Here is a 22,611-nt window from a genome sequence, read left to right as displayed (position 1 = left end):
GACGCATTCGCTCACGCACTCACCCGCGCCCGATAAGCTGCCGGATAATCTCGGACGGACGGTAGCCCGATGTGCGGGCTAACTTCTTCAGCCGGAAATAGTGTTCGCTGTCGAGCCTTGCGCTGACGATGTACTTCTGTCTTTGGGCGGCTTCCAACACCGGACGCCCGCCCTTGTTAAAGGTTCTTTTCATACTTGGAATCTTAATGATTAGACCACCGGGATGACGCGCCGACCAGCGGGAGCAAGCCTCGTTTTCGTTTACGAAAACACAAACTTGCCTTTCCTCTTTCTGATAGGCATACGACAATTCCTGCGTCGTGCTATCGAGCATACGCAGTTACCGTTTTGGTGGTTTGATTGGGGTGATTTGTGCGACAGATTCTTTTATGTCGCATTCGCGGAACAGGACGCGCCCACCGATTTTATGGGCCTTGATTTTACCGCGATTAATTCAGGACGTGAGTGTAACAAGGGAGATTTTCAGAAGCGTCGCAACTTCTTTACGGGAGAGATAGCGCTCGTTCTGTTCTCTTCAAACCGGAACCTGCATCTGTTGCATTTCCTCGTGTACGGCTTCCCGGATCATTTCGGAAAGTCTTTCGACGGTCAGACCGTTCAAGATAAATTGTTCTTTTACCATATCATAAATAGATTAATGATTGCCCCGGACAATAGGTTCGGGGTGGCAAATATAGTGATAATTATTTCACTTCCAAATGTTCGGGTGTCAAGGCGTTAAATGTGCGTCGAATGGCACTCAATTGCACCCTTAAAAAAGTACCCGGCAGGTCGGGTACTTTTGATCTATTAAGATTTGTCAAAAATGTTTATACGTTGTTGATAAGTGTAAAGAAAATCCGGTTTTCTTTACATATCAAATGGAACGTGTAAAGATTTTGCGTATTTTTTTACACATCTCAATTGGATGAATTGACTTCATCTGTAACGGCAGGAGAGCTGATGTGGAACGCATTTATCAGCAAATCAAACAGTCGTATATTGAGGTAGAAATTCTCCCGTCCCAATTTGATTTTCTCGATATATCCTGCTTTCTCCAGTTGCGTCAGATAGGCTGTTGCCGTCGGTCGCGATACCTGCAACTCCTCGCAGATAAAGTCGATCTTCGTATAGGGGTGGCGGAAGAGGTTATTCAGCAAATCCTGCGAATAGATTTTCTTCAGGTTTTCCCGGATTCCCTTTTTATATTCAGCCATCAACGCCTTGATGCCGTGAATCAGTACGATTGTTTCCTGCGATGTTTCTTCGATCCCCTTTAGGAGAAACAGAATCCACGACTCCCAATCTCCGTTATCTCGGACATTCTGTAAAAGCCGGTAATACTCACCCTTATTTTTAATGATATAGCGGCTCAAATAAAGAACCGGATAGTCCAACAGGCCGTTCAGTACAAGATAGAGGATATTTACGATTCGCCCCGTGCGTCCGTTGCCGTCGGAAAACGGGTGGATGCTCTCGAACTGGTGGTGAATGACTGCCATTTTGACGAGCGGATCGACGTCGCTCATCGAAGCGTCATTGATGTATTGTTCCAGATTGGCCATGTATTTGGTGATCTCATCGTGAGTCTGGGGCGGTGTATAGATAATCTCCTGTGTCGCTTCGTTCTTGAGAGTTGTGCCAGGCGTTGTCCGGAATCCCGACGAGTTCTGTTTGACGATGCGGTATATCTCGATGATGATGTTATTCGTCAGCAGGTTGTTCTTCTTTACCAGCGAAAATCCTGTCCGTAACGCATCTGCATAACTCTTAACCTCTTTTGATGCGGGCGTCGCATACTGGCTGGCGAATAATTCGGCCTTATACAACTCGTCATGTGTCGTGATGATGCTTTCCACGGCAGAACTGTCCTTTGCTTCCTGCAGCGAAAGCGTATTGATAAGGATGCTTTCGTTGGGCATGGACTTGACCGCGCCTTTCAATTCTGCAAGGCACTTGTGCGCTTCAACCAATTGCTTCAGCACGGGTTTTGTTTCGATCTCCTGTTTAAGAGGTAATGTCGGGATTTTATACATATTCCTGCTATTCTGTGGCTAAATTACCAATTATTTCTCATTTCTCGTGCCCGCTCCGCAAAAATACGGATGGCTCATCAATTCCGTCGCGTTTTGCTCTTCGCTGATCTTGATGTATTTCATAAACTCCTTTTCGGTCTTGTGCCCTGTGATTTTCATGATGGCGATGGACGGAATACCCGCCAGATACATATTCGTTGCTCCGCTGCGGCGGGCTGTATGCGTCTTAACAAGGTCGCATTTCTCAACAATGCGTGTCTTTTGTTCCCCTTTCTCTACATAGGAAATCTCGATCTTCTCGATAATGCCTGCTTCCCGCGCAACCTCTTTGATGAATTTGTTGACTTTCTGTTCGTAGGATTTCGGCAGCTGGTTTCCGTATTTATCCAATATTGCCTGCAATTCGGGGCGTATGGGGATAACGACATGATTGCCCGTCTTCTGCTGTTTCAGGTCGATAACCTGCTGTCCGCTCTCCAGCGTGCGGATATTGCCCTCGTTGATGGTCGAATAGTCACTGAACCGCTGTGCCGTGTAACACCCGACCAGAAAAATGTCGCGGGCAATGTCTTTGTGTTTATCTCCCGACAAATCGAGTGCGGCAATAGCTTTGATTTCCGATTCGGTCAGATAAATATTTTCTACTTCGGCGGTCAATACCCGGAACTTACGGTTTTCGATTGTCCCGTTGTCGTGCAATCCCTCTTCTCTGGCCGCCCGCATGATGATTTTCAATTCCTTGACATGGCGGCCTATGGTGTTGATCGAGTAGTCTTTTGCGGTGAAATAGGCAACGAAATCATCGTAAAATTTGATGTCTATGTCATTAAAATCGTAACGTTTGCGCCGTGCTTTGCAAAACTCTTCGAATTGGATAATAAATCCCTTGTAATTCTTGACGGTGGAGTAGCCATACCGGAGCTTGTGAATGTTCAACCGTGTGCCATTCTCCATTTCACGGACATAGCGGGCAATGTAGTCGGTCAGCGATTCCCGTCCGCGTTTGGTGTTGACCGTCTGGCGCGGGTGGTGAAAGCTGTAAATGATCTTCTCCAACCTGCTTTTGGTCATAGGATGCTCCGGGTCTTTGGCTATCTCGCCCAGAATAAAACTCCGCATTTCCGCGAGGTTCTTCATCAGTTCCCGCCCCTGTTGTTCCGTAAAATCGTCGGTATAGGCAAAGCGGCTTTTCATTCCCTGCCGCTTGTCATCCCATGCGTCGGATAATACCAAATATTGGGTTTCAACATAAAACGAGGTTTTCCGATCTACATTGAAACGGATAAATACTTTCGTGAGCGCATTTTTGCGGGTAGTACGGATGCGGTAAGCAAAGGTTGCCATAGCTTCGGGTTTAAGTTCTCTGCAAAGATAGGGAATTTGTACGGTATTTGTACGGCATCTGGCGAATTTTAATTATTTATTGTTTTCAGTGATCGGCTATTTGTCGTTGTAATATGCTGAAATACAGGATAAATTGGATTAAAGCAAGTAAAGATAGATAAATATTCATGGCGTCCGCTTCAGACCTCAATTTGAGAGCGAAAGTCCTTAGAAGCTAATAACTTCCGAGGACTTTTTCTTTGTAAGGGCCCGAAGTCGGGCCCGCTTCGGAGCTACGATATACCACTTTGTCGTATACAGAATATGCTGGTTTTATGTGAGTTGTTGTCACAAGATGCCATCTTCGCAATAGTCTGTCCGATTCCGTAATACCCCGGTTTTCCGGTCGTGGATCGTGGTCCCGATGCGGTCCCTTATCAGCTTCTGCTATTTCGTTATCGCTTGTAATTCAGTAATAACAAGGCGTCAGCCTGCTCGTCGGAATCTTCGATAATGTCCCACACCAGCGCGTTTCCGAACAGGATTTGTACGGCACCGCAAATGTGGTAGATCGTTCCGAAATCCAACGGGTTGTTCTCTTTTGCAATGAATAGCAGACGGTTGTTCCGGTAGAGAGGAATATCTCTATCCCCTATCGCATTGTGCAGCGCTTCGGCATAGGGTTGCAGTCCGTCCAGTTCGACGAGCTTGTCGAATTTGTCGTTATCCGTGATATGGATGGTTAGTCGATGTATTGTTCGTTCCATAGATTAGTTCATTATTCGGGTGTAAAATCAAAAAACCGCCGCAGTCCGAAGATTGCGACGGTATTGACCGAAAGCGGGCTTCCGGTCAGCGTTTGGCATCGACCAACTCCTGCAAATAACTTTCGTGGCTTGCTTTCTCCTCTTTGGTAGGCTTGCGGACAACGCCGTTTTCCTCGACGGAGAGGCGGCCGGTCTCGGAATAGAGATACCATTTTCCGATGCGGTTACCCGCTGCATCCTCCTCTCCTTTGGCTTTCACGGACGAATTGGGGTAACGGTAGACACAGTGGTGCCCCTCCTTCGAACGGCAGCCGATCCACCGCTCCTGCTCGTCGTACATGACGATATAGGAACTGTCTGCCGACGCATAGGCCTTGCGGTTGCCGTTGGGATATATCCAGTATTCATCTCCGTTATCTGCCCGCTCGTAGACGGATCTGCCGTTTTCGTATTTCGTTACGGTAAGTTTATTGTCATCGCTGTCCATTTTCCCCTTTTCGATCACGTTTCCCTCGCGGTCATAACATTCGTAGGGATAGTGCCCTTTGTAGTCGGCGGGTTTTATCCGCTGCGAGACGATCTCTGTGCCGGGAAAGACGTAGATCAGCGTGCCGTCATAGTCGTACAGCGATTCCAGCTCTCCTTTTTCGTCATAGGTGCAGGCACGGTATTTCTTTGATCCGTTACGCGTCCATGACTTGTGCAGCGTGCCGTCGGCGCGGTATACTTTCACTTCCGTACCTTCGTCGGAATTGGAGGAGGCCTCGTGCCAGTTCTGTACCAGTTCCGCCGTTTTCGATGCCGTGATGCTGTCGTAGCGGATGGTCAGGAATTCGTTGTCTCCCGTGCGGGTGGTCTCCGAACGCTTGTTGCCGTTGGCAAAGTAGAGTACGCAGGTTGCGACCTCTCCCGGTGTCTCGAACGTGTATTTTTCGGCCAGCCTGCCGTCGGGGTGATAGCCGACCATTTCGCCTGTGAGTTTTCCATCTGCGAAGTGCTGTATGGTGCGGAGTTGCCCGTTTTCATAGTATTTTTCCAGCTTGCCGTCCAACTCGCCGTTTTTGTAGTAGCTTATCTCCGCAATGCTCCCGTCGGGGTGATACTCGACGAATTTGCCGTTAGGCAGTCCCTTTACGACCTGACATTCGCGATATGGCTTGCCATTCTCGTACCACGAACGATTGACGCCGTTCATGCAACTGTACTCTTTCTTTGCGCCGGTCGATTCGTGCCAAGTCGTCTCCTCGATGATGATACCCTTGTCATACGTCCGTTCAATGCGGGGTTTGCGCTGGCCATTGAGGATCATGTACTCCATATAGTGTCCTTGCAACTTGTCGTTGAGGTAGTTGGCCTCGATGCGGGGCTTGCTTTGGTCGGCGGCCGTGCCGTCGGCAAACCCGTATTGGCGATAGGGGCCGTTGAGGGCTCCGTTCGCATAGGTCATGGTAATGCCCAGTGTGCCGTCCTCCATATAGAGGCTGTAGGCGCCGTGCTTCTGCCCGGTTCGGGCGTTTACGGTATAGACCTCGTAAGGTCTGGTGCTGAACAGGTCGTAATACGTGCGTACGGTCTTGAGCGTTTGCGCGTGGCCCTGCGACAGTCCCAGCGCAAAGAGAGCTGCCAGTAGGAATGAGATTTTCTTCATGATATTTGTTCGAATGTTTCTGGTTTCTGCTGTTTTATTTGGTGTTGCTCGCTAATAGTGAGCGCAAAATTAAGCAAAATCGGTTGTTTTGCAAATAATAAGAGGTATGAAATCGGAGCTTGACAAATATGTGATCGCCCGTGTGCGCGAAAAGCGGTTGGAGCAAGGCGTTTCCCAGCGGGGAATTGCCTTTACTATCAGTCGCTCTGCCAGTTTCGTGGGGCAGGTCGAAAGCGACCGGTTCACGACCAAATATACCGTTCATCAACTCTATCTGATCGCTAAGGACCTCGGATGTTCTCCTGCGGAGTTTTTCCCTCCGTTGGATGATCCCCGCTTCGAAAGCGAGGAATAAGCAGGGTGCATTCCATAATTCCGGGTTGTTCAAATTTTACTCCTTTGTTGTTCGTTCGGATTTCCATTAACGGAGGAACAAACTCTCCGGCACGTCCGGCACTTGGGGCATCGGGGTTGTCTGTTCGTTCTGTTCCTGTAAATTACAAAAGGTGTCCGGAGCCATTCCGGAGACTTGGTCGTACTCTGCAAAGGGATAAGAGGCGTAGAATTGTTCTTCTTCGATCTGTCGGAGAACGAAATCGGCAATGGTCAGCCGGGCGTCCGATGTCATATCGGCAGTCAGTTGTTCCGCCGCATTGCTTACCGCAGTGTCGATACCCTGTTCCCGCATGCGGCGGGCAATCGGCAGACTGGGGGCATAGAGACCGGAGGCAGGATAGAGCGTTACGGATCGTCCGCGTAGTGCCTCCATGATGGCAGGGTCGGCCAGACTGTATCCGTTCCGATTGCTGTTTCCTGTTGCCAGCCAGAGCCGTTCGTTGTCGGCAAGGGCCATAATCAGGGCATCACGCGAATCACGCAGGATTCCGACGGGCTTGCCGGGATATTCCTGCAACAGGTGCATGCCCAATAATGCCGGTGCGGGTTGCAGATCGTATCCTTTCATCAGTCGTTGGCCGATCGGTTGCTCGCCGGTCTGTTTGCCGGTTGCGGGGTCGTACAGCACCGAGAGCAGTTGCCGTGTCTTGTTATCCTGAAAGGGGAAAGCAATGCCGTATAACCCGTCCTGTTCATACTCCAAGTCTACCAACAGGCCGTAACGGGAAAATACACGGCAGATAGCCTCCGTCGCGAAATAGCGGGACAGATAGACAAACAGCATCGTGCGTTCGTAATATTGTGTGCCGCCCAGTCGGGGACTGCGAAGCCTGTCCCGGTGGATGAAGCGGGCGATGGGTTTATGGTTGTTTTTCATGGTGTCGTGTCTTTTTTGCACGGGCGGCTCCCGGCAGGCTCTCCGTAGGAGAGATAATCGCCATGTATTCAACGGGAATTATCCGTAAGAGCCCGCCGTGCCGTAAGTGCTTATTCGGATATTTCCACATAATTTTTGCGGTATTCACCTTTGACGATGCGGGTAAAGTAGCGCTGCTTGCCTAAAAATTTCTTGACCTGATCCTTCGAGAATCCTACCTTTTTCTCTAACAGTTCGTAAACTGCGGCGATTCGGAACGAGGGCGGCAGTGTATCGTAGGCTTTGCGCTGCTGCTCTGTCATCGAGATACGGATATCCTTGCCGTAGACGAGCTTGTGAATCTTGATTGCCTCCTGCCGGAAATACTCCACCAGTCGGATCGCCCCCTCGACCGAATCCATCCCGACCGCAACGGGCTCACGCTCTTCGAGGGTGGCCCGCATTACCTCCAGGATAAGAGCGAAACGCAGCGCATAGGTATCCAACTTACAGCAGGCGTCGGCATAAGTGTCGCCCATCTCCTCCTGTGTCCGGGGCCGGTATTCGTCATTGTGCCACGATAGCATCCGTTGCAGCGCTTCGGGGGTGAATCCGATCTCGGTGGGTTGCGGGATTCCGTCGGCATCCTTTTCCATCTCACGGTCGAGTAGTCGCAGGATCGCTTTTTCATACTGTTCGGTCAGTGCGGGGTCGATCTCCGAGGCCGACCAGTGGGGCATGGTCAGGTTCTCCGGAGCGGTGAACAGAAAGCGCGAGGAGAATCCGCTACCGGCTTTGTCGCGCGTGAAGAATTTATGCATGATCGCCGTCTGCATCGTGCCGATGATAGACACGGCGACCCGATGGATGTAACGGGAATCGACCGAAGCCCGGTTGATCGACTGCGGAAGTCCCGACCAGATCGTATTGAACGCTTCGGCGTCGGAACCGGTGTTGTAGCGATTCATGTTTTCCAGAAAACCGTTCATCTCGTCGGCTACGATCGCCACGCCGCGCGGGTTGGCTTCCATGCTCCGGTAGAGCGCTTCCAGCGTCAGTTCATTCAAGATAGGACTATGCAGAACCGGTTTCGGGCCGGGGTTCCCTTCGGCTTTGCGACGCCGGTATTCGGCCATCTCCTTTTTGTAGGCTGCAAAACGCCGGGCGCGAATCAATTCGAACGGTGCGAACGCCCGTTGGATGGGATGGCTCTTGCAGGTTCCGGGATTGCCGACCAGCACACAGTTGAGCGAGGCGATTGCCGTAAAGAGGTTTTTCATTTTCAGTTGAATCGTGCTTCCTATTGCCGCAGCAAAAGCCGTCAGTATTGCCGTAGCGCTGAAATCGACCGGAAATCCCAGATCGCGGTGCAGGGCATGAATCAGTTCGGCCAGCGGGCGGGGAAAAACATCCTCGAACGGAAATACATTCTGTTTCGCTCCGACAGCGGTAGTCTGAACCGCCGCCGGAGATTTTACAACCTGTTCCATAGGGCCTATGCGTTTACGGGGATCATTGCCGCTTCGACATCGGACATCAGAAACAGGGTGCGTCTCCCGTTTTTCAGGCATCGGATCTCTCCCTGCCGCGTCATTCGATGCAAAGTCGAATAACTGATGTGGAGCAGGTCGCAGACTTCCGAGCGGGAGAGGTAGCGATGTTCGGGCGGCTCCTTCATGCGGCGCAGTTCCGTAATCTCGGAGCGAAGCTCCTTCAGACAATCGTACAGGGCCGTGAGGTCGGCCTCCTGTAAAATCAAAGTTTTCATAATAAAAATTGTTTTTGGATTACAGGTACAAAGGAACAACCTGTCTCCGCCTTAGACATAATTTTGTGGTAGGACAAAAAGGAAGCGGGCGACCGTATGCCCGCTTCGTCTTGTCAGTTATCCGGCTGTATATCTTCTCGTCTGGCAATCATCGAAAGGCCTGCAATGTCCCATGCTCCGGTAAACTCCCGGCAGAAGCGTTCGATCTTCTCGCAGCTCTCGGATCGTCCGTCCACCCGTCGCAGGAGGGATGCGACCATTTCCCGCGAATCGGTATAGTTGTCTATATCCGCATATCCGCACGTCGGGCCTCCCCGATGGCATTTGTCGATCAGTTTGCGGTAAACCTCCGGTGCGCCACCCCACAGCGAGGCCATAAGCGTTGCCGTGTGGGTGGCCCGCAGGTTGTTCAGACCGAGCCGGTGCAACAGGAACAGCGTCAGAATTACCCGCTGTGTATCGTTGATAACGATTGTGCCCTTTCCGTATTTTCTGTCTGTGAACCGGGACAGGTGCGAGTTGATCTCCTCGCTTACACAATCGAAAACGGCACTCGTGTAGGCGTTCTTTATCCGGAGTTCCATATTCCGAAGTCGGGTTTGCAATTTTTCGACAGCGACGTGGAATCCCTCCGTAAACCGGTCGTGTTGCCGGATGGTCGCATAAGCCCTTTTTCGCAGGGTGGCATAGAATACCGGATTGCAGAACAGGGCCGGTAGTGACTGACTGCATCGGATAAAAACGTTATTCCGGTAAAATGTCCGGGCCTCGTCGTCTTCCGCCGGAATCAGTTCGTGCCGCCGGATTTCCTGTCCGGCAAGCAGGCGATAGCGTTGCAGGGCCGGAACGTCGGCGAAGAGATAGCCGCTGAAGATGGGATAGAGGTCGTTTGCTTCGGTAAAGCCTTGTTGCTGCCGATAGTCTGTTTCCCAGTGCAGGAAGCAGGTACAGAACAAGTCGGCAACAGACTGGGGCGTGGCTTGCTCCTTTCCGGCGATCAGGTCGAGGCCGAAGTCGAGCGCACACAGATATTCGGCCATCTCAACGGTGTGTTCGAAGGCGACGGGCTGTCCGTCGCGGGTCTCTATGGTAGTCATGGGTTGTCAGTTGAAAAATTTGTATTGTTTGAGTGCGACCGCCTTTTCCTCGGCGGTGCAACGGATATAGCGGCGGAAATTGGCCTCGGTCGTGTGGCCGGTTGCCGACATGATAAGTGCGGCGGGAATATCGTTCTTGAAAGCGTTTGTGGCAAATGAACGGCGTGCCGTGTGGGTCGTTACGAGGTCACATTTCTCGTAACAGCGTATCTGCCGTTCTCCGCCCAATACCTCTGTCAGATAGACTTTGGAGGTAATGCCTGCCTTACGGCATAGCTGTTTAAGCATCCGGTTCGTTGCCTGATTGCTTTGTGTCGGCGGCGGACAGTTGTCGTAACGGGCGAAGATGCTGCGCAGTTTCGGGCAGATCGGCACGGCGATCGTCCGGTTCGTTTTCTGGGTCGTGATGACGATGATTCCTTCGTCGAAACGGATGTGGTGCGGTTGCAGCCGTCCGATGTCGCTGAACCGCAGCCCGGTGTAACAGCCGACCAGAAAGGCGTCGCGCACCTCGGCCTGCGAGGGCGGCAATTCCAGATCATAAAGCCGTTGCAATTCATCTTCATTCAGGTAGATGGTTTCGACCGTTTCCTGAAAAACCTTGAATTCGCGGCGCTTGAAATCGGAGTTGAGCGTATAGTTGTTGTCGAACGCGTAACGCAGGAACGTGCGGATATTCTTCACGAACTTGCCGATTACATTCGGACGATAGCGGCCCCGGCTGTGGGTCGCCTCGTTCAGATATTTGACGAAATCGTTGTAGAAATCCAACGTCAGCGATTCCAGCGTCAGCCGGATGTGACGCGCCTCGGCATAACGGCGCAGAGCACTTTTGGTCGATAGGTAGCTGCGGATCGTGCCGGGTGTCAGGCGTGTGCCCGCGCCGTTGAGAATGGTTCCTTCCCGGCAGGCGTTGATGTAAAAGTCGATGTATTCGAATACGTCGCGGAATGTCCGGGCCTTGCTTGCCTCTTGTCCGAGTTCGCGTTGCAGTTCGTTGCGTACCTGATCCGCCGAGGCGCGGATGCCCTGCTGCTGAAACCGGGCGAGAACGGTCAGTACGGCGTTGGTGATCTTGTCGATTTCGGTGTTGATGTTGTCGAGCCGGACACGCAGGCGGGGATTGCCTTTCAGATCAGCATTCCGTTTCGAATCGACGATCGCACGGCCCTCCGTGCTATCCCAATGTTTCGGCTCGATTTTGAATGTTGGAGCAAGGGCATAGGACATACGCACGTGGTTGATGGTCATACGCATCCGGATCGGAGTGAGCGGCTGTGCCGGATTTTTCAGAGAGAAGCGGATCATCCGGCGGGTATAGAGGTCTTGTTTCTGACGCATGGTCATTCGGTTGAATGGTTTCTGCGTACTTTTTTCAAGGGTCGTTCCTTGCAGTTGCCGCGTCTTGTCGCAGTCCGGGTGATTTGCCCGGAATAGCTCCTGCGGTATGACGTCGGCGTCAGATGCCGACGTCAGGCATGTCAGGTCGTTGATGTTGTAAATGATTTCCGGTTTCTTCATAATGGCTTTTGTTTGGCACGTTGCTACACAAAAGCCGCACCTTTGCGTCTGCCACTTGACATTTGTCAGTCATCGAATATCCCTGAAAAAGTTCTCCAGCCCCGGACTGTCCGAAGCTGGAGAATCGTAAAAATTTTTCTAAAAATTTCTATGATATTTGACAAAATAAAATTTGTCAGGCATTTTGTCAGAAACCGGGTGTCGGAGTTTGACACAAAGGCGGTTTCTTCGGAGGTTTTGTTATATCGTAATAACGGCTGGACGCTTGACCAGTTCATAATTCGCATCCGCAACAGCACCGTTCACAAAGGTTGTCCGGGATGTTTTATATACGCCGTATGCCTCGTGTATATGGCCGAACAGATGGTAGCGAGGGTTGATGATTTCTATTTGCTTCCGTAAATCTTCATTCCCCATATTTGCGCCGAATGCTGATTTATCAAGAATTCCGAACGGCGGACAATGCGAAATCAGTATGTCGGTCTGTTGAGGAATCCGGGCGATTTTCTCCGTATAAAGGTCTGCCCAGTGGATTTCGTAGGATAGAAAGAACGGGATTCCCCATATTTTCACACCCTCGATTTCTATACCTCTGTTGCATAGATAGTAGCAGTTATGCGGCATCCCTTCGATACTGGCTCCATCCAAGCAATCGTCATGATTGCCTGCGATGAAGATTTTGTACCGGTAATTCAATGCCCCGAACCATTCAATAAAATCGGCAATTTCTTCCTTCGTCCCGTTCCATGACAAGTCCCCTGCATGGATCAACACGTCGGCCTGCGGTAGGTTTTGCAACTCGTGATGTTTTCCATGCGTGTCGGATAGAAAGGCGATCGTCATCCTTGATAAGTGATATATTTGAGAGAATTGGTTTATTGATGATTTGTCGCGATAATCGGAACAGGTGTATTTTCTTATATTTCCATCTTGCAGAGGGGGAATCGTCGAAAGATGTTGTGAACATTATTCTTTTCAAGGATTATTCAGTCTTGGTTCGGAGTTATTATTAATGCCTCCCCTTTTAGATGTAGAATATTACAATATCTCATTCCTCGTGTTTTTGTTTTGACAATAAGTAACCATCCTTATAAAAATACAAACCACTGGAATAAAAGAATAGAGTACCATAATCACATGGCACTCTATTCATATGTGAGAGGAGCAAAACGGTTGCCAATTATGTTTCTTCATTAAAAAAGAGTTGATAGTAGTGCATGCCTGTGGCTTCATCAAACCCACGTTTAATACATTGTCTATCTCCGTGCACGTATATATGAAAGTTTTTATCAAGTTTAATAACACTTTTTAGCCCACGAGCCTGCTTCTTCACAGCAGATTCCGATATCGAGAAACTATCGGATAACTCTAAGTCCCTTTCTTTAAGATATTCAACCTTATAAGCATTAAAACTATCTATTACTTCTGGTTGAACAATTACTTCGTTTTCAAATTCCTCTATGTCAAAAGTATCCTTTTCCTTAAAATATTTAACAGATTTGTTTATCAAATCTGCTTGATCTGCTTGATCTGCTTCAAATTGACGAGGAAATTCTTTTGTTATAAAACTCTTATACAAAGAGATTGTATGCTGGGTATTATAATACTCATCTTTCCTTTGTTGTACTCGCAGAAAATCATCTACCCAAAAATGAGCCTCAGTACCTTTATTGATGTTATCCACTATTGATACTAAATATCCATTTTCATTGTCGATATTGAATATTAAGCATCCTTTGTCTAGTTTATTTATATTAATTCCCTGTTCGCTTTCAATTCCTATATCAGACGCTGTTGTATAGACTTTCAAAAATGTATCTTTATTTTCCGATTTGAACAATCCTACGGCATCAACAATAATTCCATTTACCTCCAGTTCTTTGAAATAAACTACATAAAACTCTCCTCCTTTAATATTAGGATGATTATTCTGTTCATATAAATGCTTGGCAAGTTTTATAGATTGTCCGTACAGACTATTTGGGGTCTTAAAAATTTCCGATACAAATGCGTAAACCTCATTTAAGGCAAGGTCTGTTTCGTGATAGAGACTATAGTACTCATTTGACTTAAACGGACTAATGAAATAAGAATAGAGAACACTCCTAATCTCGTCGTTTACTTTTAACAAGCCCTGAGATAAGAAAAGTGGTTCGTCTATTGATTTGTTGCCAACTCTATGTACGGCAATAGATTCTATTTTGTTCATTGTTTGTTTTTACTTTCTTTTTTAGAGACAATCAAATATAAGTCAGATGTTATTCCTAATATAACGAAAATGATGTGTACCAATACAGCGATTATTATGCATGTCAATCGCAATTCACGACACGGGTCTATTATAAATGCCGGGATTATAAAACATATCAACAAAACAACTGATTCCCAGAAGATAACATAGGACAGATCTATAACAATTCTATCAAAGAGAGAGTGCGTTTTATTTTTCCATAATTTTACACCAATGGAATGCTCTTTTGATGCATCAATGTTTTTATTGCCACTTGCTATAAAGATTGCCAATACAGATATCGAAAATCCTAACAATATGCCTATTACATTTAATATGTCTGATCGCGTTTCGGAGGCAAAGTTTGGTTTCTTTAAAATATCAATATTGTAAAAGACTATCACTCCAATAGCAATAGAGATTACAATAGATAGTAAATAACTCCATTTCCGAGTGGCAAAGAATTCATAAAATAATACAGCGACACGTCCCATTATACTAAAGCATTCGCCAGTTCTTCTAATTCTGTGTATATGTTATGGGTAATAACCTCTCCTGTTTCTGAATTAAGTTCTGCTTCTATTTCTGTCTTTTTGCCAAAAAATTCAGTATCAATCATCACATTATGTTTCTCTTCGTCTTCTCCGTATATACGTATTTTAGAAATTTTTGACTTCTTTTTCCCCTGCATCAATTGTAAAACATCCAATCCAAATCCTTTTAAGGACATATCTTTCTCCGCTTTTATTGTTAAGACCACATTGCTTTTGGCAGCCACTAATTTATTGGAAAAGTCTAACGCGTCTGACCCTACTAATGTTTTATCAAAATGAACCTCGGCAATTTTAGCACGTCCAAGATTATTTAGCATCTCAAAAAAATCATCGCCACATACAATTTTATAGTTTATTGAATATGATCGCTTCTCTTTCTTGCTTTGAACCCATAATTTATTATACCCATTCAAACAATCAACAAATTGGTTCATCGTTATTCCATTCCCATTTTTCTCAAAAATAACAAAAACATCAAATTCATTATCCCCTCGGTCTATTATTTTGATTAAAAAATGGTTCTTTTCAATATCTCCTTCTTGCTTTGTTCTAGTGTTGGGACGCTCCTCGCCGGTTCTACTATTTAGCAAATATGGGCAGAAATCTTGAGTTGCACTTTTCATTAGTCCTTTAATAACGATTGAATTATCGCCCTTAACATGAGGCATGCAACTATCTAAAAGGCATATTTTGGATTGTTTCAATTGATGTATCCTAATCAGTCTTTTTTTCTTTAATATAAATTGAAATAAGTCTTTAACCTCAACAAAAGGCATAATGTTATCCTCCTCTTTACGCCATATCTTTTTGGTTAATTCAAAATACTGAATTTGTCTCTTTTTTGTTGCCATAAACAAAGGGAGTAGTTAAGTATTATAATTACTTTAAAGATACATGTTTTTTATAACAAATGCAATATTTCCCCCAATTATCTCGCTCTATTTAAAACGAATAAATATTTTTTGCAATAATGGGATGCTGGAAAATTGTTGTTTCTATTTGTCCTAGTTATGAATAGTCAATCCCATTGTTGGTATTTGGAAGGAAAAGTAGGTTAAGTATGCGATATTAGTAAAGGGGCCATTATTGTTTCCAAATTATTGTTATGATATAATATGTTGTGACTGTATAGGAATTGGATCATTGATTAATAATTGGAGTTATAAGTGTTAGGAAAGGATTATAAATGTTATTAACCCTCTAATTTAGTGGGCGCTTCAGACCTCATCAAAACCGCGTTGTAGATATCTACAACGCGGTTTTGATTTTTATTTGTACGGTATTTGTACGGTGAGTGTCAATTTTTTCATCTATGTTCTGATTCTTAGAGTCAATAAACACATCAACTTCGAACTCTAATATTGTAAAACAGTGTCGATTTGATTCCGGATTATGGTATAGATTAAATATCCGTTAATAAATTGATTACCTAACGATTGTGTCTTATTTGAATGTAAATAAAATGTAATATTATAACAAAATATAATTTTCTAATAGAGGTCGTAATAATGCTAGTATATGACTGATTTGTAGTTTGACGATAAATATGTAGTGTGTTTTGATGTAAGTTGTTGATTTATAATTTACTCTGTTATTTTGATGGTAGATTCAATAATTCTTTTTAATGCATCAATAGCTTTTAATTTCATTTGCTCTATTGTTGTATATTTTTTTGCTATTGCCTGCTGGATTTGCAAATCAAAATCGCCATTATTATCAATGGGAATTGGGATTTGCAGATTTTCTAACATTTGAGGTTGTAATTTTGTATATTCATTTTTTTTACCTTCTATTACGCGTCCTTTTGTTTTCGCAAGCACTCTAAAATATGGCTGTGCAATAAATCGAATATAATCGATATTGATTAGATTCGTTTTGGGAATTAATAATGCTCTATCTCCGTTTATTGAAAATTTGCCAGATAAAATGAAAATGTAACCTCCATAACCATTCGTTGTCCATGTTAAGTAACGACCATTATAATCATATGTATTAATGAATGTTAATGGGGCGCGAGTTGATGCTGAATAAACAGGATAATTACCTGAGTTATTATGTCCGTATTTATGAGTATATTTGCTAATACCTCTTTGCGGCTTGAATATGTCTAATATATTGATTAATTTGTAATTATAATCATCATTATCAATGTCGACACTAATATTTTGTAGTTGATGTATATATTGCTTAATGCGATTTTGCAATGTTGTGTATTTATCATTTTTATCTGCTATATTAATTTGTGCAGATAAATCAATCTCTCCGGATGGCAAAATAGGAATAGGAATGGCAATATTACGCATATTTTCCAAAGATGCCCTATATGATCTTGAAAAACCTATCTTCTGACCTTCAATATTTAAAACAATATTAACATATCGCATATTTATTGTTGTGGAAACTGTTTGAAGAACGCCGCAATGGTCTGTTGGGATAAACGGATTATCTTCAGCGATATATCGACACTGCCAATTGCCATCAATACCCCATATCACAGAACTTGATGAAAAGGAAAGTTTATTTAATAAGTTAGAACCCCATCCGAATTCTTGATGGACATTGGCACTATATATTGGATATTTGCCTTTTTTACTATTAAATAATTCTCCTTTGGTTATCCGTTTTCCTATTTGTAGAGAGAAATAAATTGGGTCGCCAAGGTATATGTATTTATAATCCATTCTTAGTAAATGAGTTTAGAAGATTACTAACATCGTGTATTATACTGATGAATTCTTGCTCCGATATTGTTGTGGATTCTTCTAAAATACCTAATGTCATTTTTTCCTCATCAGACCAATCTCTATCCACCAGCCAATGAGAGTTGATAAAGCGAGCTAATGGGAAAACTTTGCATCGTTGAGAGTTAGATTCGAAATCAGAAGGACTTGCCATAAATTGCTTATACAATTTAGTCATTTCATACAAATCATTATTGGCAATCTCGAATCGTTTAGCATCTCTCGTTTCTCCAATTTCAGATACTAAATAGGTGAAAATGGGTGTTGTCTGATGCTCTCTGTCGCTTTTTTTTGATATAGATAGGATGTATGTGTTTTTTGGTGTTGCAAAGAATGTTCGGGTAGGAAGTGAAATAATGGCATTAAGAGTGCATGTTGTCAAAAGATGCTCTCGTAATTTATTATCTGCAGATCGAGATAATAATCCATCTGGAACAATAATAAATGCTCTACCACCTTGTTTTAGAGAATTAATGATCCATTCTAAAGCCAATCCTTCTAAACCGTTGCCAGATATGGGATATAAACATGACTTTCCATTTTCTTCAATTTCTTTCTTCATTGCGCTAACACCACTTGTTACATACGGTGGATTAGTCAATATCAGGTCAAATGTTTCCTTTTTATCAATGCCAAATGTCCCCAAATTCGTTTTGATCAAATGAAACACTTGGTTGAAAACAGATTCAGCAAATTCCTTTGTGTCAGATTTATGTTTTGCTATTAAATCAGACAAATAGATCAACATATTTGCTTTTGCAAGAATAATTGTGCGTTGATCGTCTTTTTCGTCTGAACCTTTATCGTAGCCCTCAAGTTTTAGTTTGGGTGTGATTTTCCCATTAATTGGCTCATATTGTTGTTTGAATTTGGGATATTCATTTAAAAACTCAAGGAGAAAACCTCCGACTCCACAAAATGGATCGCAAACTACTGCGTTATCTGGTAAAGATTCGGCTTGTGCCATCCTGACAATCGCTTTAACAACATTTCTTGGGGTGAAATATTGTCCTAATGATGATATGCCGGCGGATTGCCTTAAAAAACTCTCATATAATCTTGTTTTAAAACTCTTGTCTATGTTCTTAAAAGAACCGTATTCTTTATCATAATCAGCAAATTGCTGTAAAACGGTTTGGAATAATGTCGCTTGTGCTAAATTTGGCTGCCCTTCTTCATTTACGAAAATAGTTCCATTAATAACAGTTGTATTATCCAATGGACTTTTCGGGAACATTTCTCTAATTTTTGGGCGAACTAAAGCTGCATATTGTTTTAATGCGTCTTCTTTGTCTGCAGTGCTTGTATTGTAAATGTTATCAAAACTATAGTGATCTTTAAGTACTCCTAGGTCAGATAAAAACTTAAAAATAAAAATTTCGACTACATTATATAGACATTTTTCCGGCTCTTTGCCTGTGCTAATCCATATCTTTTGCCAAACACTATTTGCTAGAGTTTGGGGATTTAAAATGATTTCAGGGGCTATTTGTGCATTCGAATCCAGATTATCTGACTTTTTAAGTAGTTCCACTAGGGCCGCTTTACTCTCGGTGGACATGCATTGTTTATTCGTGATGTCAGCAACATTAAGAACAAAGTTAATACACTTTCCATCGGGATTTTTAATGTGTTGCTTGCTGGTAGAATGAAACCAATACGAGTTTACTCCATCACTTGCACAGATTACATTACATGATAATTTTTTTGCTAATGAATAATACCAATTAGAAATTGTTGCCAAAGCTTCTGTTTCATTGGCAAATTTCCCGGTGTTTTTATATTCTATTAAACAAACAACAGTGTTTTTGTCCTTAATTATCAGACCATCTGGTTTATTTTTGCTTAACCCTTTATAGTCATTTGGGGGTAGAATCCCTGCTTTTTTTAATTGTGCAACATTAGTCGCTCCGATTTTGATATAGTGATAACCTTCAACTAATTCAAAATCAAAACCACCTTGGTTTAATTCTTCACTTGCCTTTATGTTGTACTTGTACATAAGATAATAACAATTTACCTAAATTACAAATATACTTAAATTTTTCTTAGAAAAACGTTATTCTGAAATATTCACTATCTTTGCCCCTGCGAACAACATTATATTTAACCGTTTTCACAAAGGGTTATAGGGTGCATCATGCTCAAAAGGTATGCGCAGAGCTGTTGGGGTTTAGCGACCCGTGAACAGCACACTTTATAACCTGAAATATGGGGATAATGTTGTTCGCAGCTGCGCATATTTTTATTTTATGCGAACAACATTATCCGTCCGTACCCCGGTACAGACACGCCGCAAGGCCAGCCGCAGGCGGTTCCCGCCGTGCAACCTCTCGATTCGTTTCCATTTCCACCCGCCGGATTAGCAAGTAACTGCTAACCAAACCGTTATTCTCTTTGTTGTGCCCAGCGCACGATAAGGACAGCCCTCACTATGTCTAAATTCTAACAATCAACCAAATGGAAACGAATCAAAACCCTGTGCAAGAACAATCTGCACAACGCATAACCCCCGAAACCACCCAAGCCGAACAACAGCCCGTACCCTCTCCGGAACAGCCGACGGGGCAACTTGCTCCAAAGCCAGAACCGCAACCCGAACAACCAACGGAAAAACTCTACAATCCTGCCGAAGCCGCCCGGATCGTTCAATGCCTGACAGAAGATTATTTCAACCCCGAATATATCCTGCTTTTCGGAAAATTGGTCGGCGGCACACACCATAGCGACGCCATGGCCTATGACTTGCTGATGGTCGTGCGGGAAACGCCCGAATACGACTGGATTCAGGCGAAACGCATCCTGCGTTACAAAGTGCCGTACAGCAGGCGCGAGATCACCTATATCAACCTCTACGTTATGCCTTTGAGCTATGTCGAGTCGAATAAAACACCATTCCTCTACTTTGCACACTCCGAGGGCGAATTGCTCTATTGCAGCGACCACTGCCATTTCCGCCGCCCGAAACACCCGATCAACTTTGCCGCAGCCTATGCGGACGCCAAATTTCATTTCGATACGTTCCGGATGCTGGGCAACGAATTGATCGAACAGGCGCAGAACGCCTTCAGCGAAAGCCGCAATATGCGTCTGGCGGCTTTGTTCATGGCGCAGGCTGCGGTCTACTTTTATCATACGCTCTATTATGTTTATCACGGGCTGGAGTTCGATATTCACGATCCGGTCGTGATGCACGAACGGATGCGGACGCTCTCGACGCAGCTGATGCTGGTTTTAGACGATAACCATATCGAAAATATCTTCACGCTGCCGCGCCTGAAGAGTTTTCTGGTAAAAGCACGCTACGACATTGGTTTCGATGTTGCGCCGCAGGAATTGGAAATGCACCTGCAACGCGTCGAAAAAATGGGCCATATCATCGAAAACTACTGCGGCTTGCGGCTGGAGCTTTATAAAGAGTTGAGCGAACGGCAATAAGCGGCCAATCATCCGAACGAACGGGGGTTTGCGGGATTACTGACAATCCCGCAAGCCCCTGTTTCGTTTACGAAAACATAACCTTGCCGATAGACACACGGCAATTCCTGCGTTCTGCTATCGGGCACATGCAGCTACCGTTTGGAAAGTTTGATTGGAACAGTTCGTGCGGCGGATTTCCTTCAACTATCAGACATCCGTAAAGAGGTTGAGCTGGTGGAGCATCGTGAAGGCGAAGGAGGCGCCGATGATGATGCACAATACCACCAGCAGTGCGTTCAGTACCCGGGGCGAAGGCTTTGTCGGCCGGCCCTCGTTACTGCGGATATATTCGCGGAAGAAGATGTAGAGTGCCGGCACGATGCTGCATGCCAGGAGGTAGTCCTCGGGGATGCCGAAGAAGTAGACCTTCGAGAGCCCGATCAGCGCCCAGTGGCAGAGGAACATGGCCAGCACGATGTTGATCCGCTCCGAAAAGGCCAGCATCAGCCCGATGGTGAATACGGCGACCGAACACGGCATCACGGGCGTGGTGACCATCGGGAACGTACGCCCCAGCGCCAGCGAAAAGAGCGGGTAGACGAGCGGCATGGCGAACAGCAGCAGCGCGAAGCCTGTATGGTTGTGCGTGCGTTGGAGCGAAGCGTGTTTCACGACCAGGTCGTATACCCAGATACACCCCATGATCGCCCAGAAGAGCGCCAGCATGTCGTTGTGCTCGCGTTGTTCGCCGTATAAGAGGTAATAGACACCAGCGATCCAGAAATTGAGCAGCGCCATAAAGGTCTTCATGGCGATGCGTACCCCGGGCGTCGGGCGCAGGTAGAGCAGCAGCGTCAGCGTGGCCGCAACCAGCGTCAGTAGGATCTGTACGGGCCATGTCGCGGCGTTATAGGAGGCGATGGTGTTCCAGAAGATTTCCATGGATCGTTATTTGTCGGTATGCTTGCGGCGCCGCGTGAGCGAGAATGCCTGGTGGTTGAATACAAAGATGGGCAGCGTAGCCCCTGCTGCCAGCAGTGCGATCACGCTCAGCGATACGGTTGCGTTGAGGAAGAATTGCTGCATGTATTGCAACCCCTCCCCCGGGTCGTTGAGCGATTGCAGGAACATGATGAGCGAAAAGACGGTCTTGTAGGCATAGATGCCGGGAACCATCGGCAGCAGGGCGGGGATGTAGAGGGCCGTCATCGGGCAGCGGATGCCGCGCCCCAGCCACAGGCTGCCGAACCCGATGCTGATCGAGGCAAACAGCGAGGCCGTGGCGATGTCGACCGAAAAGTAGTGCATCAGGCAGAACCGCAGGGCGTGCCCCATGGCCGCCAGCAGGGCGATACGGGGGAAAGCCCGCATCGGCGGGTCGGAAACGGCGCCGAAACCGATGGCCGCGATGGCCGCAAAGAGCCCGTCGAGAAGGATGTCCGCAGCGATCATAGCAATCCGTCTTTAACCATTAACAATGTCGCCGACAGGCCGATGGCGATGCAGATGATAAGCAGCAGGGCGTTGATCAGGCGGCTGCACCCGATCAGAATGTGCCCCTCGACGATGTCGATCACGCCGTTGATGAGCGGTACCCCCGGTACGAGGAACAGGACGCTCGTCGCGAGCGCCGTTTCCGCCGAGCAGTCGAACCTCAGGGCTGCCGAGGCGCACAGCGACGCCATGAAAGCCGAGATGATGAAGATCAGGAAGTGGTTCACGCCGTGTGCCTGCATACGCTGTTTGGCGGCGAAACCCACGAGCGTCGAGGTGAAGACGATGCCCATGGCGATCCAGTCGCCCCCGAACAGCCGGCAGAACGAGGCGTTGGCCAGCCCCACGGTCAGCAGGACGAAGATTGGGTCTATGCGCGGTTTTGCAGTCAGTTCGTCGTAGCGCTTCCGGATTTCGGAGAGCGGAAGCCCTTCGTCCAGCGCATCCCAGCTCAGGGCGCTCAGGTCGGAGTTGCGCTCGAAGCTGACCGGCAGCGCCGGGATCTTCACTACGCGGGTGATGGCCTCGCCGCTCTCTTCGTCGTGGGCGGTGATGATCGTGCTTTTCTGGAAACTCGACAACTGGAGGTCGACCCCCTGCGAGGCTCCGATACGCTGCGAGTTGCGGATCACGCGCGAGGTGTGCACGCCCGATCCGAGCAGGTAAGTCGCATATTCCGCAATGAAGTCGAGGACTTCCGTCAGCTCTTGTCTGGTCTTCATAACGAGGGCAAAAATAGTCCATTTCGGGCAAACCGCCA

21 protein-coding genes are annotated in these 22,611 nt (G+C 46.3%); 2 read left to right on the top strand and 19 right to left on the bottom strand.

The annotated features are described in order from the left end of the window. Positions 1 to 19 precede the first annotated feature (19 nt). The 5 genes from NQ559_RS06525 to NQ559_RS06505 form a co-directional block, all read right to left on the bottom strand. On the bottom strand, positions 20 to 193 hold the full coding sequence (locus tag NQ559_RS06525; RefSeq protein WP_169342433.1) for a hypothetical protein: 174 nt from the start codon (positions 191 to 193) through the stop codon (positions 20 to 22). 727 nt (positions 194 to 920) lie between these two features. Then, a complete protein-coding gene (locus NQ559_RS06520) occupies positions 921 to 2,036 on the bottom strand; it encodes a Fic family protein (RefSeq protein ID WP_018695619.1) in 1,116 nt (371 codons plus the stop codon). A 30-nt stretch (positions 2,037 to 2,066) separates the two neighbouring features. Continuing rightward, complete coding sequence (locus NQ559_RS06515; protein ID WP_018695620.1) at positions 2,067 to 3,380, bottom strand: site-specific integrase; 1,314 nt, start codon at positions 3,378 to 3,380, stop codon at positions 2,067 to 2,069. Positions 3,381 to 3,814: 434 nt separating this feature from the next. Continuing rightward, positions 3,815 to 4,126, bottom strand: a complete 312-nt coding sequence (locus NQ559_RS06510) for a hypothetical protein (protein ID WP_018695621.1) — start codon at positions 4,124 to 4,126, stop codon at positions 3,815 to 3,817. Between the two features lie 85 nt (positions 4,127 to 4,211). After that, on the bottom strand, positions 4,212 to 5,774 hold the full coding sequence (locus NQ559_RS06505) for a toxin-antitoxin system YwqK family antitoxin (RefSeq protein WP_018695622.1): 1,563 nt from the start codon (positions 5,772 to 5,774) through the stop codon (positions 4,212 to 4,214). A gap of 106 nt (positions 5,775 to 5,880) precedes the next feature. Between NQ559_RS06505 and NQ559_RS06500 the strand changes: the two genes are divergently transcribed. After that, complete coding sequence (locus tag NQ559_RS06500; RefSeq protein ID WP_018695623.1) at positions 5,881 to 6,129, top strand: helix-turn-helix domain-containing protein; 249 nt, start codon at positions 5,881 to 5,883, stop codon at positions 6,127 to 6,129. Between the two features lie 66 nt (positions 6,130 to 6,195). Here the strand turns inward: NQ559_RS06500 and NQ559_RS06495 are convergent, their stop codons facing one another. The 11 genes from NQ559_RS06495 to NQ559_RS06445 form a co-directional block, all read right to left on the bottom strand. Continuing rightward, positions 6,196 to 7,047 (bottom strand): DUF6371 domain-containing protein, encoded by an 852-nt coding sequence (locus tag NQ559_RS06495; protein ID WP_018695624.1) that lies wholly within the window; start codon positions 7,045 to 7,047, stop codon positions 6,196 to 6,198. Between the two features lie 110 nt (positions 7,048 to 7,157). Next, a complete protein-coding gene (locus NQ559_RS06490; protein ID WP_018695625.1) occupies positions 7,158 to 8,516 on the bottom strand; it encodes a DUF3987 domain-containing protein in 1,359 nt (452 codons plus the stop codon). A 5-nt stretch (positions 8,517 to 8,521) separates the two neighbouring features. Beyond that, entirely contained in the window at positions 8,522 to 8,794 is a 273-nt protein-coding gene (locus tag NQ559_RS06485; protein WP_018695626.1) for a helix-turn-helix domain-containing protein, read from the bottom strand. Between the two features lie 113 nt (positions 8,795 to 8,907). Then, positions 8,908 to 9,891 carry a hypothetical protein gene (locus NQ559_RS06480; RefSeq protein WP_018695627.1) on the bottom strand — a complete coding sequence of 328 codons (984 nt, stop codon included), beginning with the start codon at positions 9,889 to 9,891 and terminating at the stop codon, positions 8,908 to 8,910. 6 nt (positions 9,892 to 9,897) lie between these two features. Continuing rightward, the gene (locus NQ559_RS06475) at positions 9,898 to 11,412 is read right to left on the bottom strand and encodes a tyrosine-type recombinase/integrase (RefSeq protein ID WP_018695628.1); all 1,515 of its coding nucleotides are present in this window, start codon (positions 11,410 to 11,412) and stop codon (positions 9,898 to 9,900) included. Between the two features lie 240 nt (positions 11,413 to 11,652). After that, entirely contained in the window at positions 11,653 to 12,255 is a 603-nt protein-coding gene (locus tag NQ559_RS06470) for a metallophosphoesterase family protein (RefSeq protein ID WP_018695629.1), read from the bottom strand. Positions 12,256 to 12,592: 337 nt separating this feature from the next. Further along, positions 12,593 to 13,621 (bottom strand): nucleoid-associated protein, encoded by a 1,029-nt coding sequence (locus NQ559_RS06465; protein ID WP_018695630.1) that lies wholly within the window; start codon positions 13,619 to 13,621, stop codon positions 12,593 to 12,595. Further along, positions 13,618 to 14,136: a hypothetical protein gene (locus NQ559_RS06460; RefSeq protein ID WP_018695631.1), complete on the bottom strand. Its 519-nt coding sequence runs from the start codon at positions 14,134 to 14,136 to the stop codon at positions 13,618 to 13,620. The genes NQ559_RS06465 and NQ559_RS06460 overlap by 4 nt, the downstream gene beginning before the upstream one ends. After that, positions 14,136 to 15,047 carry a hypothetical protein gene (locus NQ559_RS06455; protein ID WP_018695632.1) on the bottom strand — a complete coding sequence of 304 codons (912 nt, stop codon included), beginning with the start codon at positions 15,045 to 15,047 and terminating at the stop codon, positions 14,136 to 14,138. Before NQ559_RS06455 ends, NQ559_RS06460 begins: the two co-directional genes overlap by 1 nt. Before the next feature lie 732 nt (positions 15,048 to 15,779). Further along, on the bottom strand, positions 15,780 to 16,877 hold the full coding sequence (locus tag NQ559_RS06450; protein ID WP_083923839.1) for a restriction endonuclease subunit S: 1,098 nt from the start codon (positions 16,875 to 16,877) through the stop codon (positions 15,780 to 15,782). Next, positions 16,867 to 18,939, bottom strand: coding sequence for an HsdM family class I SAM-dependent methyltransferase (locus tag NQ559_RS06445; protein WP_033395187.1), 2,073 nt, complete (start codon positions 18,937 to 18,939; stop codon positions 16,867 to 16,869). The genes NQ559_RS06450 and NQ559_RS06445 overlap by 11 nt, the downstream gene beginning before the upstream one ends. A gap of 458 nt (positions 18,940 to 19,397) precedes the next feature. Between NQ559_RS06445 and NQ559_RS06440 the strand changes: the two genes are divergently transcribed. After that, positions 19,398 to 20,375, top strand: a complete 978-nt coding sequence (locus tag NQ559_RS06440; RefSeq protein WP_026318317.1) for a hypothetical protein — start codon at positions 19,398 to 19,400, stop codon at positions 20,373 to 20,375. 189 nt (positions 20,376 to 20,564) lie between these two features. On the opposite strand, the gene NQ559_RS06435 is transcribed toward NQ559_RS06440, so the two are convergent. From NQ559_RS06435 to NQ559_RS06425, 3 genes are read right to left on the bottom strand one after another with little or no spacing between them, the layout of a single operon-like run. Further along, positions 20,565 to 21,299 (bottom strand): DUF6064 family protein, encoded by a 735-nt coding sequence (locus NQ559_RS06435; protein ID WP_018695637.1) that lies wholly within the window; start codon positions 21,297 to 21,299, stop codon positions 20,565 to 20,567. Positions 21,300 to 21,305: 6 nt separating this feature from the next. After that, on the bottom strand, positions 21,306 to 21,809 hold the full coding sequence (locus NQ559_RS06430; RefSeq protein ID WP_018695638.1) for a threonine/serine exporter family protein: 504 nt from the start codon (positions 21,807 to 21,809) through the stop codon (positions 21,306 to 21,308). Next, positions 21,806 to 22,573 carry a threonine/serine exporter family protein gene (locus tag NQ559_RS06425; protein ID WP_018695639.1) on the bottom strand — a complete coding sequence of 256 codons (768 nt, stop codon included), beginning with the start codon at positions 22,571 to 22,573 and terminating at the stop codon, positions 21,806 to 21,808. Before NQ559_RS06425 ends, NQ559_RS06430 begins: the two co-directional genes overlap by 4 nt. Positions 22,574 to 22,611: the final 38 nt, after the last annotated feature.

The sequence above is a fragment of the Alistipes onderdonkii genome (genome assembly GCF_025145285.1).
In the GTDB taxonomy this organism is placed as follows: Bacteria; Bacteroidota; Bacteroidia; order Bacteroidales; family Rikenellaceae; genus Alistipes; species Alistipes onderdonkii.
The sequence above is the reverse complement of the archived record's forward strand: the minus strand, read 5'-3'. Positions and strand labels throughout refer to the sequence as shown.

Coding starts and splice junctions, on each gene's coding strand:
- NQ559_RS06525 (WP_169342433.1), bottom strand. CDS start 193: ATGAAAAGAACCTTTAACAAGGGCGGGCGTCCGGTGTTGGAAGCCGCC.
- NQ559_RS06520 (WP_018695619.1), bottom strand. CDS start 2,036: ATGTATAAAATCCCGACATTACCTCTTAAACAGGAGATCGAAACAAAA.
- NQ559_RS06515 (WP_018695620.1), bottom strand. CDS start 3,380: ATGGCAACCTTTGCTTACCGCATCCGTACTACCCGCAAAAATGCGCTC.
- NQ559_RS06510 (WP_018695621.1), bottom strand. CDS start 4,126: ATGGAACGAACAATACATCGACTAACCATCCATATCACGGATAACGAC.
- NQ559_RS06505 (WP_018695622.1), bottom strand. CDS start 5,774: ATGAAGAAAATCTCATTCCTACTGGCAGCTCTCTTTGCGCTGGGACTG.
- NQ559_RS06500 (WP_018695623.1), top strand. CDS start 5,881: ATGAAATCGGAGCTTGACAAATATGTGATCGCCCGTGTGCGCGAAAAG.
- NQ559_RS06495 (WP_018695624.1), bottom strand. CDS start 7,047: ATGAAAAACAACCATAAACCCATCGCCCGCTTCATCCACCGGGACAGG.
- NQ559_RS06490 (WP_018695625.1), bottom strand. CDS start 8,516: ATGGAACAGGTTGTAAAATCTCCGGCGGCGGTTCAGACTACCGCTGTC.
- NQ559_RS06485 (WP_018695626.1), bottom strand. CDS start 8,794: ATGAAAACTTTGATTTTACAGGAGGCCGACCTCACGGCCCTGTACGAT.
- NQ559_RS06480 (WP_018695627.1), bottom strand. CDS start 9,891: ATGACTACCATAGAGACCCGCGACGGACAGCCCGTCGCCTTCGAACAC.
- NQ559_RS06475 (WP_018695628.1), bottom strand. CDS start 11,412: ATGAAGAAACCGGAAATCATTTACAACATCAACGACCTGACATGCCTG.
- NQ559_RS06470 (WP_018695629.1), bottom strand. CDS start 12,255: ATGACGATCGCCTTTCTATCCGACACGCATGGAAAACATCACGAGTTG.
- NQ559_RS06465 (WP_018695630.1), bottom strand. CDS start 13,621: ATGAACAAAATAGAATCTATTGCCGTACATAGAGTTGGCAACAAATCA.
- NQ559_RS06460 (WP_018695631.1), bottom strand. CDS start 14,136: ATGGGACGTGTCGCTGTATTATTTTATGAATTCTTTGCCACTCGGAAA.
- NQ559_RS06455 (WP_018695632.1), bottom strand. CDS start 15,047: ATGGCAACAAAAAAGAGACAAATTCAGTATTTTGAATTAACCAAAAAG.
- NQ559_RS06450 (WP_083923839.1), bottom strand. CDS start 16,877: ATGGATTATAAATACATATACCTTGGCGACCCAATTTATTTCTCTCTA.
- NQ559_RS06445 (WP_033395187.1), bottom strand. CDS start 18,939: ATGTACAAGTACAACATAAAGGCAAGTGAAGAATTAAACCAAGGTGGT.
- NQ559_RS06440 (WP_026318317.1), top strand. CDS start 19,398: ATGGAAACGAATCAAAACCCTGTGCAAGAACAATCTGCACAACGCATA.
- NQ559_RS06435 (WP_018695637.1), bottom strand. CDS start 21,299: ATGGAAATCTTCTGGAACACCATCGCCTCCTATAACGCCGCGACATGG.
- NQ559_RS06430 (WP_018695638.1), bottom strand. CDS start 21,809: ATGATCGCTGCGGACATCCTTCTCGACGGGCTCTTTGCGGCCATCGCG.
- NQ559_RS06425 (WP_018695639.1), bottom strand. CDS start 22,573: ATGAAGACCAGACAAGAGCTGACGGAAGTCCTCGACTTCATTGCGGAA.